Source organism: Geomonas limicola (assembly GCF_014193675.1).
In the GTDB taxonomy this organism is placed as follows: Bacteria; Desulfobacterota; Desulfuromonadia; order Geobacterales; family Geobacteraceae; genus Geomonas; species Geomonas limicola.
Window position 1 is genome coordinate 1 of record NZ_BLXZ01000004.1, and the last position, 16,374, is coordinate 16,374.

The 16,374-nt window shown below is 67.9% G+C and carries 8 protein-coding genes; 4 read left to right on the plus strand and 4 right to left on the minus strand.

Features of this window, described 5'->3' with window-relative positions; translation table 11 throughout:
- The 4 genes from H7688_RS10410 to flaF form a co-directional block, all read left to right on the plus strand.
- A partial coding sequence (locus H7688_RS10410; RefSeq protein ID WP_183361049.1) for a flagellin occupies positions 1–569 on the plus strand: 569 nt, incomplete at its 5' end.
- A 75-nt stretch (positions 570–644) separates the two neighbouring features.
- Complete coding sequence (locus tag H7688_RS10415; protein ID WP_183361050.1) at positions 645–1,424, plus strand: hypothetical protein; 780 nt, start codon at positions 645–647, stop codon at positions 1,422–1,424.
- 4 nt (positions 1,425–1,428) lie between these two features.
- Positions 1,429–1,818, plus strand: coding sequence for a flagellar biosynthesis repressor FlbT (locus H7688_RS10420; protein ID WP_183361051.1), 390 nt, complete (start codon positions 1,429–1,431; stop codon positions 1,816–1,818).
- Positions 1,808–2,200 (plus strand): flagellar biosynthesis regulator FlaF, encoded by a 393-nt coding sequence (flaF, locus tag H7688_RS10425; protein ID WP_183361052.1) that lies wholly within the window; start codon positions 1,808–1,810, stop codon positions 2,198–2,200. The genes H7688_RS10420 and flaF overlap by 11 nt, the downstream gene beginning before the upstream one ends.
- A gap of 291 nt (positions 2,201–2,491) precedes the next feature.
- Here the strand turns inward: flaF and H7688_RS10430 are convergent, their stop codons facing one another.
- The 4 genes from H7688_RS10430 to H7688_RS10445 are packed head-to-tail and all read right to left on the minus strand — an operon-like array spanning position 2,492 to position 16,321.
- Positions 2,492–4,285 carry an O-linked N-acetylglucosamine transferase, SPINDLY family protein gene (locus tag H7688_RS10430; protein ID WP_246329779.1) on the minus strand — a complete coding sequence of 598 codons (1,794 nt, stop codon included), beginning with the start codon at positions 4,283–4,285 and terminating at the stop codon, positions 2,492–2,494.
- Position 4,286: 1 nt separating this feature from the next.
- Positions 4,287–7,655 carry an O-linked N-acetylglucosamine transferase family protein gene (locus tag H7688_RS10435; RefSeq protein WP_183361053.1) on the minus strand — a complete coding sequence of 1,123 codons (3,369 nt, stop codon included), beginning with the start codon at positions 7,653–7,655 and terminating at the stop codon, positions 4,287–4,289.
- On the minus strand, positions 7,642–13,659 hold the full coding sequence (locus H7688_RS10440) for a glycosyltransferase (protein WP_183361054.1): 6,018 nt from the start codon (positions 13,657–13,659) through the stop codon (positions 7,642–7,644). The genes H7688_RS10435 and H7688_RS10440 overlap by 14 nt, the downstream gene beginning before the upstream one ends.
- A gap of 13 nt (positions 13,660–13,672) precedes the next feature.
- Positions 13,673–16,321, minus strand: coding sequence for a class I SAM-dependent methyltransferase (locus tag H7688_RS10445; protein WP_183361055.1), 2,649 nt, complete (start codon positions 16,319–16,321; stop codon positions 13,673–13,675).
- Positions 16,322–16,374: the final 53 nt, after the last annotated feature.

Sequence of the window (16,374 nt, forward strand, 5' to 3'; positions counted from 1 at the left end):
CCGCCATCACCGGTCTGATCCAGGCAGCAAAAGGTATCTCGCAGTCGGCCCTCTCGACCTCCGACACCACCGTCCAGTCGAAACTCGCCGCCCAGTACGATACCATCCGCACCCAGATCGACCAGATGTCTTCCGACGCCAGCTACAAGGGGTTGAACCTCTTGAGCTCCAACAACACCCTGACGGTCAACTTCAACGAGAACGCCTCGTCCTCGCTGAACGTGATCGGCTTCCTGGGTAACTCCTCGGGCCTGAGCCTCTCGGCCACCTCGGGCAACTGGCAGGCGACCTCGTCCATCACGAGCGACGCAGCCAAGATGGACTCGGCGATCACCTCGCTGCGTACCAGCACCCAGACCCTGGCAGCGAACCTGAACATCATCACCACGCGTCAGAACTTCACCGACAACATGATCAACACCCTGCAGACCGGTGCGGACAACCTGACCTTGGCGGATATGAACCAGGAAGGCGCCAACATGCTGATGTTGCAGACTCGCCAGTCCTTGAGCACGACCTCGCTTTCGATGTCGTCTCAGGCAGCCCAGGCGGTCCTGAAGCTGTTCTAATCGGGTATTCCCGGTTTCGGGCGGCGCCATCCGGCGCCGCCCGAAACTCTTTCCCTCTAAGGCCGGGGGCACATCATGACCATCACACCGGTAGCAAAAGACGCGGCAGCAGTCTTCTCGCCGCCAGTCGCGCAGCAAAACCACCTCGACGCCACGGTCTCGCCAGCCAGTGCCGCGCCTTCCCCAGACATCGTTCGGAGCACTCAGGCTCAGGACGATGTCGTTGTTTTATCCGGCAATCGCGAACGCGCCTACCAGGAACTGCAAGTTCGCAACGAGCACAGCAACGACACCGCGCAGGCCATCCGGCGCACGGACCGCTCGCTGCACGTCGTCAGTCAAAAGGTTGACAGCCTGAAGGCGCCGCTCGAAGCCATCGTCAAAAACTTTCCTCCCTTCGCCCCGGAAGACAAAGCCCGGGTCGCCCTGCTCAAGGAGTACGCCGGCCTGCGCAAGGAGATCGACCAGCTCACCACGCCGCCTCCACCGGAGGTGCTTGCTGCCCGCAGGGCAGAGGCGGGCCAGGCCCCCAAGGGCCAGTCCTTGCCAGAGCCGCTCCCCATGGACGCTACCGACAGTCAAATTGCTGACCACCTGACCAAACTTGACGCGGCCGGGGCTGCGCTCGACAGTACGCGGGCCGATTTGGCCGCCGGTACCAGCGATCTTGTGCAAAGCGGCCGCTTCAGCGCGATCTTTTCTCGGGCTAACTCCGCGGAAACAGGCGTTTCCGAGATTCCTCTCTCGGAACGTGGTGCCTCGGAAAAAAGCCTGGAAGTTGGCCGGCAATTTGCATCTTCGTTAGCTCAGGGGATGGCCTCCGCCAGTCCCCAATTCCTCAAAGGATTGAGCTAACGACATGGCCCTGAAAATATCCTTGAAGAGCAACGAGCGGCTGATCGTGGGTGGTGCCGTGGTGAGAAACGGCGGCAAGGGAACGGTGCTCTACATCGAGAACACCACCCCGATCCTGCGTGAGAAGGACATCCTGGGGGAGAAGGACGCCGACACCCCGTGCAAGCGCGTCTATTTCACGATACAGCTCATGTACATAGACGAGTCCAACGTGCCTCAGTACCGGCTGGCCTTCTCGGAGCTGGCGGGGGAGGTGCTCAAGGCTGCGCCCAGCACGGCGAGCTACATCGAAAAGATCAGCGAACGCGTCCTTGCTGAGAACTACTACCAGGCCCTGAAAATGGCACGGAATCTCATCGATTACGAAGAGGAGCTACTGAAAAATGCAAACTAACAACGCGATCAGAGAGTATGTTGGCATTCAGAAGGAGAGCATGTCGGGGCGCGAGCTGGAAGCCTCGGTGCTTACCAAGGCAGGACTCATGCTGAAGGCCTGCCAGGACAACTGGGACGCTCCCGATCGGGAGGCGAAACTTTTGGACGCCATCAAGTTCAACCAGAAGGTCTGGAGTTTCTTTCAGGCGGAGCTTTCCGAGCCGGGCAACCCGATGCCCAAGAAGCTGCGCGAGGATATCCTCAACCTGAGTCTCTTCCTGGACAAACGCTTCTTCGAGGTGATGGCGTACCCCGACCCGGACAAGCTCTCCATCGCGATTGACATCAACTTCAACATCGCTGCCGGCCTCAGGACCGCTCCGGAAACTCACGCCGCCTAGGCTCCGGCTGCAGCACTTTCCCAAACCTCACAGGCAGACGACGGAGGATCCGCTTCCCCAAAGGGAAGCAGGGTCCTCTTTGTCTTTAAAGCCCCCCTCACGGTGCGCCAGGTACCCGCCCCATGTCACGGGTGCGACAAGCTGCCCACCTATCACTTTTTTACCGCCCGCCAGACCTTCCCGAGCCCTTTCTGTCCAAGCGAGGGGCGCCCCTGCACCCCACTTCCGGCTGTCGCGACTGCGCGCCGTTTCTTTCGATCATGTCAGTGAACGCCAGGCCCTGCAGGTTTTTTACACGGTGCCTGAGCGTGGTACGCCTGTTTGTCTGGCGAGCTCCACCTCGAAGGCTGCCTCCACCTCGCGGGTGACCCCTGCGGCATCGCAGAGCACAGAACCGGCCAACCGCGCCCTAAGCCCCTTACGCAGCCGCTGCAGACGGTCCAGATCTCCGGCCAGTCGGTAGGCCAGCTCAACATACGCTTCGGGAGTCCGGGCGATCAGTTCCTCGAGTCCGCAGCCGGCAAGCAGGGTCACGCCGGTACGCGCGGCGTGGCGGGTACCGGCCAGGGTGACTACCGGGACCCCCATCCACAACGCCTCGCAGGTGGTGGTCGTGCCGTTGTACGGGAAGGTGTCGAGCGCGATATCGACCTCGCCGTAGCGTGCCAGGTGCTGCGCCGGTGCCGGGTCGCCCGGCCTGAGTTCCAGCCGCTCCGGGGCGATCCCCAGCTCGGCGAAGGCTGCGCGCAGCCGCTCGCACACCTCGGGGTCGGCAAGCGGGCTGCACTTGAGCATCAGGCGCGCAGCGGGCAGTGCGGTCAGGATGCGCCCCCACACCGCGATGACCTCGGGGGTCACCTTGGCCAGGTTGTTGAACGAACCGAAGGTGACCCGGCCGCTGCGCAGCGCCGGGAGCTCCGCCAGCGCCGGCGCGCAGGCCGGGGGGAGGTAGCAGCAGAAGCAGCGCGGCAGGCGCACCAGCCGCTCGCTGTGCAAGAGGTCGCTTTGTCCCGGCGGGTCGACGAGCGGGTCACTGATGCGGAAATCCTGCGCGGGCATCCCGGTGGTGTCAGGGTAGCCGAGCCAGGTCCCCTGGAGCGGGGCCAGCCGGCCGGCAAAGAGCGGGAGCCGGTTCCCTGCGGTGTGCCCCGCCAGGTCGACGAGGATATCGAGGCGGTCCTGGGTGATGAGCGCGGCAGCCTTCTCGTCGCTTAGCTGGTAGAGGTCGCGCCAGTGCTCGGCAAGCCCCTTGATCCTCCCGGTGCTCTCGTCGGGGTTTCCCAGGTTCGCGTAGCAGAAAATCTCGAAACGCTCGCGGTCGTGGTGGGCCAGCACCGGCTCGATGAAGCTCGCCACCGAGTGCCCCCGGAAGTCGGGGGAGAGGTACCCCAGCCGGATGCGCCCTCCCCGCTGTCGGAGGGGGGAGGCGGGCACCGGGGCTCCGCGCAGGGCGGGGTTTCTGGAAGCTCTCAGGTGCTCCTGATAGATCTGGTAGTCGCTGAAGCTGGGGGAGTAGTGCAGGGCGAACAGCAGGTTCTGCAGGGCGCCCAGATGTTCCGGGGCGAGGCGCAGTACCTCGCGGTACCCCTGTACCGCCTCCACGCTGCGTCCCTGCTGGTGCAGGAAGTTGGCGAGGTTGTAGCGCACCCTGAGCGAGTCGGGCTGGTGGGGGAGCGCCTCGCGGAGTACCCGCTCGGCCGCCACCAGTCTCCCCTGATCCTTGTAGAGCAGCGCGAGGTTGACGGTCGCATCCGGGTAGTCCGGCGCCAGCCGCAGCGCCTCGCGGTACGAGGCGGCCGCTTCCTCCGGGCGTCCCAGCTGCTGCAGCGCCACGCCGCAATCGTTCAAAATCTTGACGTCGTCCGGGCTCAACCCTTGTGCCGCTCGGAATGCGGGGAGCGCCGCTGCCGGGTTCCCCACCGCCATGCGGACCACGGCGAGCAGGTAGTGGCACCGGGCGTTACCGGCATCCTGGCGCAGCGCCTCCTCGAGCTGGCACTCCGCCTCCTCCAGCATCCCCTTCTTCAGCAGGAGCTCGGCAAATTTCAGCAGGGGCTCTGCCCCGACCGTTTCGATGGCGCTCACGCTAGCTCCTGTAGAGGGTGAAGTTGCGGAGCCGGTCCAGGCGTGCGCCCAAAAGCCGGCAGCTTTCGGCGGGCCACTGCTTGAGCTGGGCCACGGCCACCGAGACGTTGGAGAGCCCGTTGCCGACGAAGGCGTCGCAGCGGGCGGCCAAGAGCGCGTCCATGAGCACCTCCTCGCCCAGGAGGCGCCGGCTGGCCTGCGTTTGGTAGTGCACCCCCTGGCCGTTGCCGGTGCGGGTTGCGGCGGTAGTGACCAGCCGCTCGCCGTAGCGCTCCCGGTATTCGGAGAGGATGCTGCGGTCGTCGGTGCTCAAAAAGAGCCGGGCCTCCGGGTGCCGGTCCAGGTAGCGCTCGATTTCCCGGGGGTAGAGACTGTTCACCAGGGCAAGGTTGGCGTCCTCCCCCCCCTTGTCGCCGCCGCGCACGTGCAGGGCCAGGTGCCGATGGCCGGCAAGCAGCTCCCGGGCGAAGGCCTCGACCCGCTGGAGGATCTCCGGGCGCACCTTGAGGTAGCGGGTCACCAGGTGCCGGTAGACCGCGTCAGTGCTGAGCCCGTAGAGCGGGTGCTCCGGGGGAATCCAGGGGACCAGGTCGTGAACCGCGTAGTGAAAGTCGCTCACCACCAAGTCCTCGCGGCGCGTGAGCGCGTGCAGGGTTGAGCAGCGGGACCAGGGGCCGGTAGCCTGGTCGAGGCGGCTTAGGGCCAGGTTGTCGGCGCGCCACTTGGGGGGATAGAAACTGCGGCAGCGGCCGGCGAGCTCCTCGAGGGTTACCCCGCCGACCGGCTCGAAGAAGTTCTCGAAGGCGTTCCCGCCGGGGTCGTCGCCGAACAGGCTATTGTCGCCCCAGTGCACCACCGGGGTGCGCGAGGTGATCTCGGCGCAGAGGCACTGCCCCAGCACGTGGTTCACGTCGGACCAGAAGCCGTAGCCCCAGGCCTTGACCAGGAGGTAACGTTCTTTGGGAGGGTCCCCGGGCATCAGGGCGGCCTGCTCCGCCTTCACCAGGAGGATGCGGTCGTACCCCCCACCCCCCAGGCGCACCGCCTCGCGCAGCTGTTTTGCGGCGCATCGGGGCTCGCCGATGGCCAGCGCGACCTCGCCCAGCGTGCGGCTCACCAGCGCGCTGCGGTAGCCGCGATCCTCGAGGTAGCGACAGACGAGTTCCGCGGGGGTGATCAGGCCGCGCGCCAGGAGTGCCGTTGCGGTCTTTTCCAGGGTGGCGTCGCCGATACGGCCAGCGGCACTGGTCGCCATCTCGAACCCGAGCCGGGCGGCGTCATGCCGGCAGGCCGCCGCCAGGTCCTCGGCAGTCTGCCGCGCCAGGGTGGCCTCGACGCCGCCGAGCGCCGGGCCGCATCCCGGGTCCTCGCCTAACGCCGCCAGGTACCCGGAAAGTGCCCCGTCGAGATCTCCCGCGGTAAGAAGCTCAGTGCCTCGGGCCACCCAGGCCTCGGCACCTGTCGGCTCGGCCGGCTGGCGTGCAGGTATCTCTGCACCCTGGCCTTTCCGGGCGGACCAGGTGCGCCAGGCCTCGCGGTAAGCGGCTTCCAGGTGGCGGGTGAAGCGGGGGCCGTCGGTGAGCGGCGCTGCGGCCATGATCGAGCGTAACAGGGAGCGCAGCCGGGCGAGCTCGTCCAGGTCTCCGGCCAGACGGGCGGCCACGGCCACGAACTGTTCCGGCACCTCGGCAACCAGGTGCCCGAGGCCAACGCTCCCCAAGAGCGTGGCGCCGACCCGGGAGCGGTGGGCGCTGCCGGCCAGGGTGACCACGGGGACCCCCATCCAGAGCGCCTCGCAGGTCGTGGTGGTGCCGTGGTAGGGGAAGCTGTCCAGGGCGATGTCGACGCCGGCGTAGAGGGCCAGGTGCTCGCGGTACCCCGGCGTGTTGGCGACCAGTTCCAGCCGGTCCGCCTCGACACCGTGGTTCGCGAAGAGTTCCACGAAGCGGGACCGGCACTGCGGGTCGGCGAAGGAGTACCCCTTGAGAAACAGGCGCGAGCCGGGCACCTGCCTAAGCACCCCCGCCCAGAGCGCCACGGTCTCCGGGGTAAGCTTCGCCGGGTTGTTGAAGGAACCGAAGGTGACCACGCCGCGGGAGCGTGCCGGCAATTCGCCGACCGGCGGGGCCTCGACCGGGGGGGCAAAACAGGTGAAGAGTCCCGGCAGCCTGATGAGCTCCTCGCTGTGGAAGGGTTCGGTCGTGCCGGGGGGATCGCATACCGCGTCGCTGATCCGGTAGTCGATGGCGTCAAGCCCGGTGGTCTCGGGGTAGCCGAGCCAGCTCACCTGTACCGGTGCCGGTTTGAGCGCCATAAGCGGCAGGCGGTTTCCCGCGCTGTGGCCGGAGAGCTCCACCAGGATGTCGATGCCGTCGCCCTTGATCGTCTCCAGGGCCTCCTGGTCGGTGAGCCCGGCGATGCTGACGTAGCGCCCCGCCAGCCCGGCAAGGTGGACGGTTACCTGGTCCGGGGCGTCCAGATTGCCGTAGCAGGTGACCCGGAAAAGGTCCGGGTCGTGGTGCCTCAGTACCGGTTCGATGAAGCGGGCCACGGCGTGGGCGCGGAAGTCGGGGGAGAGGTAGCCGATGTTGAGCCGCCGCTCGGGGTCCGGGCAGTTGGCATGCTCGCGGGTGGCCTCTGGCAAGGTGCGAGCGAAGTCCCGGTGTTCTCGGAAGATCTGCTGCTGGCTGATGCCTGCGGGGTAGCACAGGGCGAAGAGGAGGGCCTGGCGGGCCTCGAGGAAGTCGGGTTTGAGTCGCACCGCCTCGCGGTAGTGCTCGAGGGCCTCCTGGTGCCGTCCCTGCGCCTTCAGGACGTTGCCAAGGTTCAGGTGTGCCTCGGGATAGTCGGGCCTGAGCGCCAGCGCGCTGCGGCAGGAGGCGATCGCCTCGGAACCGTGCCCGTAGCGCTCGAGGAGGATGGCCAGGTTGTTGTGGGCCTCGGGGTAGTCCGGGGCGAGGCGCAGCGCCTCGCGGAACCGGGCGTAGGCCTCTTCGCCTTGTCCCAGAGCGTTCAGGGCGAGCGCCAGGTTGTTCTGGAGCCCGGGGTCGTCGGGATTAAGGGCCACCGCCTGCTTCAGTTCGTCGGCGGCTTCGCCCATGCGTCCCAGCCGGGCCAGGGCGTGCCCCAGCCGGGCCCGGGCTTCCCACCACTGCGGACGCAGCCGCACCGCCTGTGCGTAGTGCGGGGCCGCGGCGCCGGGGCCGGCGAGGGTGTCGAGGAGCGTCCCCAGGTTGAAGCTGGCACCGGCCAGCGCCGGGTCGATCTCGAGCGCCCGCCGGTAGCAGTCGGCGGCCGCCGGGTAGTCCCCCGCCGCCACGAGCTCGTTGCCGCGCTCGAAGAACTCCGGACCGCTGTCAGCAGGCCGCACGGCTCGCTCCTTTGGACACTGCCTCCTTGGGGGCGCCAAGGCGCGCCAAAAGCGGCGCCGCCAATTCGGGTGCCCCACCGGCCACGAGCCCCTGGGCGTACTCCTCCAGGTAGTCGACCCTGCCGTACCCCTGTCCCGCCAGCTGGTCGATGCTCGTTTCGGCCTCATGGTCCATCCCGAGCACCAGGCAGAGCGCGGCGTAGAGCGAGAGCGCCGGGGGGTGCCCCGGCCAGGTCCGGAGCATCTCCTGGCAGCGCGTGAAGGCGTCCTGGGTGCGCCCCAGGAAGAGCTCGCACTTGGCCAGGTTGAAGGCGGCTTCCTTGAGCTGCGGCGCCATGGCGACCGCGCGTCGGGCATGTTCCCAGGCGGTGGCATACTCGCCGGCGGTCAGGTGCAGGTATCCCAGGTTGAAGTGCGCCTCGGCGTCACCCGGATCGAGGGCAATGAGCCGGTACCAGAGCTCGCGGGCCTCACCCTGGTGGTGCAGCTCGGTGGCCTGGCGCGCCAGCTCCAGAAGGGCAGCAGCGTCCGCGCCCCCCTCGGCGAGTTTTTCGAGCCCGAGCCGGTAGTACTGTTCCTGCTTCTGCCGGGTGCGCTCCTGGTCCAGGCGCCCGTAGTGGTGCACCGGGACCGGGCAGGCTATGACAGGTATGCCGCACTCGGCGAGGGAGGGTTCCAGGAGTTCGTGCACCTTGCCGCGGAAGCGGACCCGGGCGTCGTTGGGGAACAGGCGCACCTTGTCGCTCGGGGTCCAGCCCCGGCCGCGCTCCTCGTCGGGGTAGGCGCCGGCGTTGGCGCACCAGTTCTTGCGCGCCACGGCATCGGTGTAGTTGCGCGTGGTGAAGGAGTAGGCGACGGGGCCGCTCGCTTCCTTCACCAGGGTGCGCAGCGCGGCGAGGTCGCGTTTGGCGAGTGCCTCGTCGGCGTCGAGGACCAGGATCCAGGGGCAGCTCGCCTGGTCGAGCGAGACGTTGCGCGCCGCGGAGAAGTCACCGCTCCAGGGGAATTCGTGGAGCCGAGCCCCGAACACCCGGGCGATGTCGGCGCTGCGGTCGCAGGAGCCGGTGTCCACCACGACGATTTCGTCGGCCAGGGAGCGCACCGAGTAGAGCAGGGTGGGGAGGTTCGCCGCCTCGTCCTTCACGATGAGGCAGAGCGAAAGGAGCCCTTTCCCCGGCTCCGGTTTCTTGACACCCAACCGGCTGCGGACCGCGAGTGCCGCGTCGATCAGGCCGTCGTCCATGCCGAAGCGGGCCGCGGCTTCTTCGATGAGCGCCATGGCCTCGGGGAAACGGCCGCGATTCAGGGCGAGTTCGACCGCGCCGTAGGTGAGTCCCAGGTGGTCCGGGTAGAGGGTCCGTGCCGCAGCCAGGCGTGTTTCCTCGACCTCGAGCCGGTCCAGTTGCTGCGCCAGGTCGTGCAGGCGCGCGAGCGCCGGGACGCTGTCCGGGGCGAGGGCGAAAGCGAGCTCCGCGAGTGAGAAGGCCTCCTCGCGGGCGCCGTTTGCTTCGGCAATCAGGCTTAAGCCGCCGTAGCCGGGAGCGAACCCCGGGTCAGCGGCGAGGCAGGCCTGGAAGAGTTCCCCGGCCGCAGCACGGTCGCCGCGCTCCAGGGCCAGTTCACTCTTTACGTTAAGGGCCGCCGGTGCTTCCGGGTCGCGCTCCAGGGCGGCCTCGACCAGCTCGCCGGCCCGTGCGCCCTGGCCGAGCCCCCGGTGGCAGCGGGCCGCCAAGAGCAGATCGGCAGGCTGCGAGCTCCCCGGGAGCTGTTCCAGTACCTCCATGGCGTCCTGGTGGCGCCCCGCCTCGCAAAGGATTCCAGCAAGGACCCGGTAGGGAGCCCGGTTTGCGGGGGAGAACCGGATCCCCTGCTCGAGGAGAAGTTCAACCGCCCGGCCGGGTTTTCCCTGACGGGCCAGTTGCCTGCCGCGGACCATGGCATTGTGGGTCACCAGCTGCTTGGCGAGTTCCTCGTCGAGGCGCCCGAGCTCCCACTTGGCGTCGAAGCGGGCCCGGTTCTCGGCCATGGCGCGGGCGTAGTCGATCCGGTTCGCGCTGAAGGAGCGGCTGCCGTGGTGGTGAATGAAAACGTCGCCGGCGATGACGCAGGAATACCCGGCGAGCGCGGCGCGCAGGCAGTAGTCGTCGTCCTCGAAGTTACCGGAGCCGAAGCTCTCGTCCAGGCCGCCGATCGCGTCCAGGACCGAGCGGTCCATAAGGAGGCAGAAGCCCACCAGCCGGTCCACCGGGATGCGCCGGCCCCGGTGGGCGCGGGCGAACTCCCGGGCGAAGGCATCCAGCTTCTCGACTCCGGGGTAGCTCGAGGCGGCGATGCGCTGGGCTCCCGCCACCTCGTTGGAGAGGGGGCCCGCCAGACCGGCCTGCGGCTCGCGCTCCAGGCACTCCAGCATTCCCGAGAGCCAGCCGTGAGTGACCAGGACGTCGTTGTTGAGCAGCAGAATCCGGCCGCCGCGCGCCAGGTGCATCCCGACGTTGCAGCCGGCGGCGAATCCCAGGTTCCTGCCGTTTTCCACCAGCCGGTAGTTGGGGGTAACGGCGCAGAGCTCGCGCAGGTAGGGGAGGGTGCCGTCCGTCGAGCCGTTGTCCACCAGGATGATTTCGTGGGGTTCCGGGGTGTGCCGTGCGATACTCTCCAGGCACTCGCGGGTGCATTCGAGCTCGTTGAAGGTCAGGATCACGATCGAGGTGAGCCGGCTCTCCGGCCGCACCAGGCGGAACAGGTACTGATAGGCCTGCGACTCCTCGGCAAGCTCCGGTCCCGCGTTGCCGCTTGCCGCGAGGACGGCGGCCAGGGGGGCGGGGATCCCGGCCAAGCCGGAGAGGGCGATGGGGATGCACCGGGTCGCGCTGAGGCCGACCGCCTCGAAGAGCCTTAAGGCGCTTTTCCGGGTGAAGAAACGCAGGTGGGTGCGGTCCAGGATACCGGCGTCCTGGTAGTCCCATTCCCCGTTGAGGAGCCCTTCGAGGACGCTCCAGTGTGCCACGTTGGGAAGGCTCACCACCAGCTCGCCGTGCGCCGTCAATTTTCCGACCAACCCCGCCAGCACCGCAGCAGGGTCGGCCAGGTGCTCCAGGACGTCGGCCAGGATGATGCTGTCGAAGTACCCGTTGGGGAGCTCGGCAAGCGCCGCTTCCACCGGCAGGGGGATGACCCGGTCCAGTACCCGGGCGGCAAGCGCCGCCGCGTTCGGGTCGGCCTCCACCCCCCAGACCTCGGCACCTTGGCGCTCCCGGATCCCCGACCCGACCCGCCCTTGGGCGCAGCCGATATCGAGTACCCGCCGGGCACGCCGGGACACCAGGCGCTGCACCTCGGGGCGCCGGAACCCGAAATAGCCGGTGGCCGACTCCGCGTCGCGGCACTCCGGCCCGGCTACGGCCGGTGCCTCGAGCGCCGCCAGATGCCCGCGGGCCGGGGCGTTCTCCGGGTCGAGCTCGAGCGCCGCCCGGAACTGGTCGGCTGCCCCAGCCGCGTCGCCCTGGATGAGCAGGATGAGGCCGGCGCTCAGCCGGTAGTTAACCGCATCGGCTCCCGGAGGAGGGGTGCCGCGGTAGTGTTCCAGCGCGGGATCGAGCTGCCGGGCCAGGAAGTCGTCCAGTGCCCGGGTGTACTCGGGGGAGCGTGGCTCCAGGAGGGCCGCCTTCAAAAAGTGCCGCTTCGCCTCCACGCTTTCGCCCTGGTCCACGAGACAGCGGGCGGCGGCGAGGTGCGCCGCGGCGCAGTCGGGGTATTCGGTCAGGATCCCGGCGAGCTGTGTCAGGCGTTCGGCGCCTGCGGGGGCGCGGTCGAGGGCTGCGAGCCGCTCTGCCGCAGGAGCCGGCAGCGGGGTCGGTTGCGGGGCCAGCGGGGCGAAGCGCTCCAGGTAGCTGCGCTGCACCTGGAGGTACTCAAGCGTCGGGAGTTCCCCCTTGCGCGACACGGTCTGCTCGGAAAGCCAGTAGAGCCCCAGGTATTCGGGGACGTGGAGGAAGCGGTGCGACGCCGCGGCCCTGAGCCAGAACTCGAAATCGGCGGCGCTTTGGTAGCGCTCGTCGAAGTAGCCGATCTCCTCGTGCAACGACCGGCGCCAGAGCGGGAAGGGACCGATGCAGCAGAGCTCCAGGAGCGAAAAGCGGTCGCAGGACGACCAGGTCTGCAGGCCGTCGGGCTCCTGTTCGCCGAAGCGGAGGTTCTCCCGGCGGGTCACCTGGTGGTTCGGGTAGGCGAGCACGCACTCCGGGTGCTCCCTAAGCGCCTGGACCAGCACCTGGTAGGCGTCCGGGCGCAGCCGGTCGTCGGTGTTCGCGTTGCAGACGAACTCGCCGGTCGCCATCCTAAGACCGCGGTTCCAGGCCTGGTAGACCGTCTCGCGCCGCTCGGTTCTCAGGTAGCGGATGTTCTGGTAGCGGCCCTGGAACTCGGCGACGATGGCGGCCTCGTTTTCCGGCGAGCCGCTGTCGATCACGATGATCTCCAGCCGGTCCGCGATGGTCTGCGCCTCCAGGTCCTCCAGCTTGCCGCGCAGGAAACGCTCCGAGGCGTAGCAGGAGACGATGGCGGAGACCAGGTAGGACGGTTTTTCTCCCGGGAGCTCAGCCGGGTGCGCCGGGGCGGCTCCCTGCGGCGCTGCGGGGGCTGCCGGTTCCGGGGTTTGCTGTGCGGTGGCCGTGGCGTGCGCTGCCAGTTCGGCCGGCGCGGCGAGGAGTTCACGGTAGAGTGCCGTGTAGTTCTGCGCCTGCACCTCGAGGCGGTACTTTTCGAGCGCGCGCTTCCGGCAGTGGGCGGAGAGACCCACGGCATCGGGGTGGAACAGGCACCACTGGATCCCCTGGACGAGCCCCGCCACGTCGCGCGGCCTGACCAGGTAGCCGGTCTTTTGGTGCTCCACCATGTCCGGGATGCCGCCGATGTCGAAGCCGACCACCGGGACGCCGCAGAGCATCGCCTCGACCACGGTGTTGGGGAGGTTGTCCTCGACGGAGGGGATCACGAACAGGTCGGCCATGGCGTAGACCGCGGCGAGTGCCGCTTCGTCCTCCAGGAAACCGACGTTCACCAGCGGCAGGTTGAGCTGCTGCTCGACCTCCTTGGGAAGCTTTCCAAAGAAGGCGAAGACGATCCCCTCGCTCCTCATCCCCTTGATGGCGTGCAAGAGGTAGCCGAACCCCTTGCGTTCGGTCAACAGGCTCTCGGCACCGAAGAGCACCACCTTGGCCCCCTGCGGTATGCCGTAGCTCGCCCGCACCTCGTCGCGCCGGGCGCCCGGGTGGAAGACGTCGCTGGGGATGCCGTTCGCGATGACCCGGCTTTCGAACCGGGAGAGCAGCGCGCTTTTGCGGGCCAGTTCGGCCAGCCAGCGGCTCGGGGCCACCGGGGTGATGTCGAGCTTTCCGTAACCAAAGCGCTTGTACTGCCAGATGCTGCGCGACAGGTCATCTTCTTCGGTAGAGCCGAGCATCGGGCAGGCACCGCAGCTCTCCAGGTAGCGGGTGCAGGCGCCGGAGTAGTGGCAGCCGCCGGTCAGGGGGTTCATGTCGTGCATGGTCCAGACGATTCGCTTCCCCTTGAGCGCCCGTGCCGCGTTCACCCAGTTCACCAGGCCGGCCACCCAGTGCAGGTTAACGATGTCGGCCTCCTGCAATTCCCGCGAGCACTCCAGGGCGATCTCGGAATGGTCGTCGCTGAAGATCTCGATCCCCGGGGGGCTGTCCGGGTAGCGGGCCACGTTCTCCTGCCAGTGCCGCCAGATACGGTGGGCGTACTCCTGGTTGGGGGGGTAGCTCTCCGGGCACTCGACGATCCCCCCCACCTGCCCGCTCGGGATGAGCCGCACGGTCGGGTCGTCGTTCTTGCGGTTCACCACCAGCATGGTGGAGTCGACCCCCTGCGCCAAAAGCCCGCGGTGCAGCCGGTAGGCCGCCTTGCCGGCGCCGCCGAAGTCGGTGGTGGCGAGGTGCACCACCTTAAGGGGGCGCTCGGTCTGTCTCGTTGCGCGTTGCGTCACGTGGTCACCCGGATCAGTTAAGCGGCTTGCGGTAGGCGCGTACCGTCGAGAAGACCCCCGGGATGATCGGGAGCTGCGCCTGGGTCTGGGTCGGGTCGGTCGGGTACAAAAGCGGCAGCTCGATCCGCTCGCAGCGGTAGGTCTCTTCCATGAGCTCCTGGACCGCCTGGCGGATGCCGGGCTCGGCGTTACCGTGGTGGTTCAGGATGTAGGCGCGGTTCTCGTCGTCCAGGTGGGGGAGGTAGTCGTGGAACACCATGATCCCGCCGGGGGCCAACAGCCCGTAGTAGTCCAGGATGTCCTGGCGCACCCCGGGATAGGTATGGTCGCCGTCCACGAAGATTATGTCGGGGAGCCGGTCCGCCTGGCACATCACCTCGAGCTTGCGGGCGGCGTCGTGGGAGAAGAGCGGCAGGTGGATCACGTCGCGCTCCAAAAGCTTGATGATCTGGTGGAACTGCCCGGTGCCGCCGGGCTCGACGCAGATCCCCTGGAAGGTGCTCCCCCGGCGCACCAGCGCCTGGTGCGAGAGCAGGAGCGAAGCGCCGCTGTAGGAGCCGATCTCCACGAAGCGGGTCAGCGTGCCGCGCTCCTCGAGGGTCCGCATCAGGTAGTAGAGCTGGAAACGCTCGTTGACGGACATCTGGCTCACCACCCCCTTGAGGGCCGGGTCGTCCAGGAAGAACTCGTCGATGAGCGCCTGCGGGATGGCGGGGTTCACGGGGAACCCGTCCGGCTTGGCGAACCAGACCCCGGTACCGTCAATGCCGTTGATGGCGAAGCTGACCCCGCGCTCGCCCTCGAACTCGTGGATCGCCTTGCGGCAGCCGTCCCAGTAGCCGTAGTCGTCCACCTGCAGGAGCGCCCCCGGCATGAGCCGGTCGTAGAGGTTGTCCAGAATGTCGCGGGTGGACTGGTACCAGTCGCCGTCCAGGTGCAGGAAGGCGAGCATCCCGACCCAGTTGCGCATCTGGGGAAGCGTGTCCTGGAAGTACCCCTTGACGGTAGTGACCAGGTCCGCCACCCCGAGCCGCTCGCAGATCTGGCGCACGCTCGCCTCGGGGGCGGAGCAGGTGCCGGTACCCCAGCCGGTCGCCTCGGCGTCGATACCCTGGTGCGCGTCGAGCGCGCCGGGGCGGGGCATCCCCGAGAAGGAGTCGAAGGAAAAGAGCCGGCGCGGCTGGCGGCTGTACTTCTTGATGACGTAGGCTAACAGCGCCGAGGAGCCCCCCGCCGCGACGCCGCACTCCACGAAGTTGCCGGGGAGGTCGTTCTCGCAGACGGTGCGGGCCAGGGTGTACAGGCTGTAGAGGCGCTGCTCGCTCAGCATGGTGTAGGGGCGGATCGCCGCCAAAAGCTCGCGGAACTCGGGATCGTCGGTGCCGCAGCTGCCGTAGGCGCCGGCCGGCATCTGGCGCTCGAGTTCCCGAAGCAGCTCGGCGGCCTCGCGGTTGCCCGGGAAAAAGCGCAGCTCCTCGCGCAGCGCCTCGACCGCTCCAAGGGGCTGTTCCAGCCTCAAGAAGCAGTGGGCGCGCAGCAGGTCGATCCCCTCCAGGGGCTTTTTGAGCTGCTTGGCCCGCACCAGTTCGTCGAAGGCCTCGCGCACCCTCCCTGCGGCGAGGTGCTGGGTCGCGCTCGCCTTGAGCTCTTCGGGGGAGGCCGGGACGGGGGCGGCGGGGTGCCACCCGGCAGGGGTTGCCTGGTAGCTTACGGGGGATGCTTCGCTCATGGTCTGGGTACCTCGTTGGTTTTCAGGTTGCGGGGGGAGCTGTTCCGGGACGATGAGCGCTCCATTGGCGTCGGTCCTGCCCAGGAAGGTGTACTCGAAGGTGAAACGGTCCGCCTCCCGGTCGGCCTCGACCCGGCGCGGGTGCTTGAGCGGTCCGATCGGGAAGGTCGGCAGGTTGGCGAGCACGCTGTCCGAATTTTGACAGTGCACCGCGCCGGGGCCGAAGCCGATGTTGGTCACCAGGTTGACGTTGGGGAGGATCGCCACCCCGTCACGCTCCCAGAGGGCGAAGGTCCACTGGTAATCCCAGGTGTCGATCTCCCCCTGGTAGCAGCGCACGAAGCTGTAGAGCCAGTAGTCCCGGGCCTCCTGTTGATCGAAGAGCGCCTCGATGCGGTTTTGCTGCACGAAGGCGGGGAACCGGCTCATGGCGACGTCGTAGTGGCGCCAGGCCCGGCGCCAGCTGGCCCAGCCCCAGATGTGGGTGAAGCGGGAGAAGTAGTAGGATCCCTCGCCGCGCACCCGGCCGTACTGGAAGTTGTCCCCGGAGATCATCATGACCTGCGGGTCGTTGCGGTAAAACTCGAGCAGTTCCGCGCAGTAACCGAAGAAACTCGGTTCGGGGAGGCAGTCGTCCTCCAGGATGATCCCCTCCTCGACCTGGCTGAAGTACCAGTCGATGGCGGTGCTCACCCCGAGCTTGCAGCCGAGGTTCTTTTCCTGGAACAGCACCTGGACCTCGCACTCCCAGTCCACCTGCAGGGCGACGTCGCGGGTGGCCTGGCAGAGTTCGGCGTCGCCGGCGCGCCCGGGGCGCGGGCCGTCGCCGGCGATGAAGAGGCGCTCGGGGCGGGCCTTGCGGATCGCTTCGAAGACGACCCGGGTCGGTTCGGGGCGGTTGAAGATGATGAAGAGTACGGGGGGCATGCTCATGGTGCGCTTCGCCTTCCTGGAGGGGACGTATGCCGGCAGCTGACGGCAGGTGC

Bases quoted from the DNA above. Each gene is read 5' to 3' on its own strand.
- H7688_RS10415 (WP_183361050.1), top strand. From the start codon at position 645: ATGACCATCACACCGGTAGCAAAAGACGCGGCAGCAGTCTTCTCGCCG.
- H7688_RS10420 (WP_183361051.1), top strand. From the start codon at position 1,429: ATGGCCCTGAAAATATCCTTGAAGAGCAACGAGCGGCTGATCGTGGGT.
- flaF (WP_183361052.1), top strand. From the start codon at position 1,808: ATGCAAACTAACAACGCGATCAGAGAGTATGTTGGCATTCAGAAGGAG.
- H7688_RS10445 (WP_183361055.1), bottom strand. From the start codon at position 16,321: ATGAGCATGCCCCCCGTACTCTTCATCATCTTCAACCGCCCCGAACCG.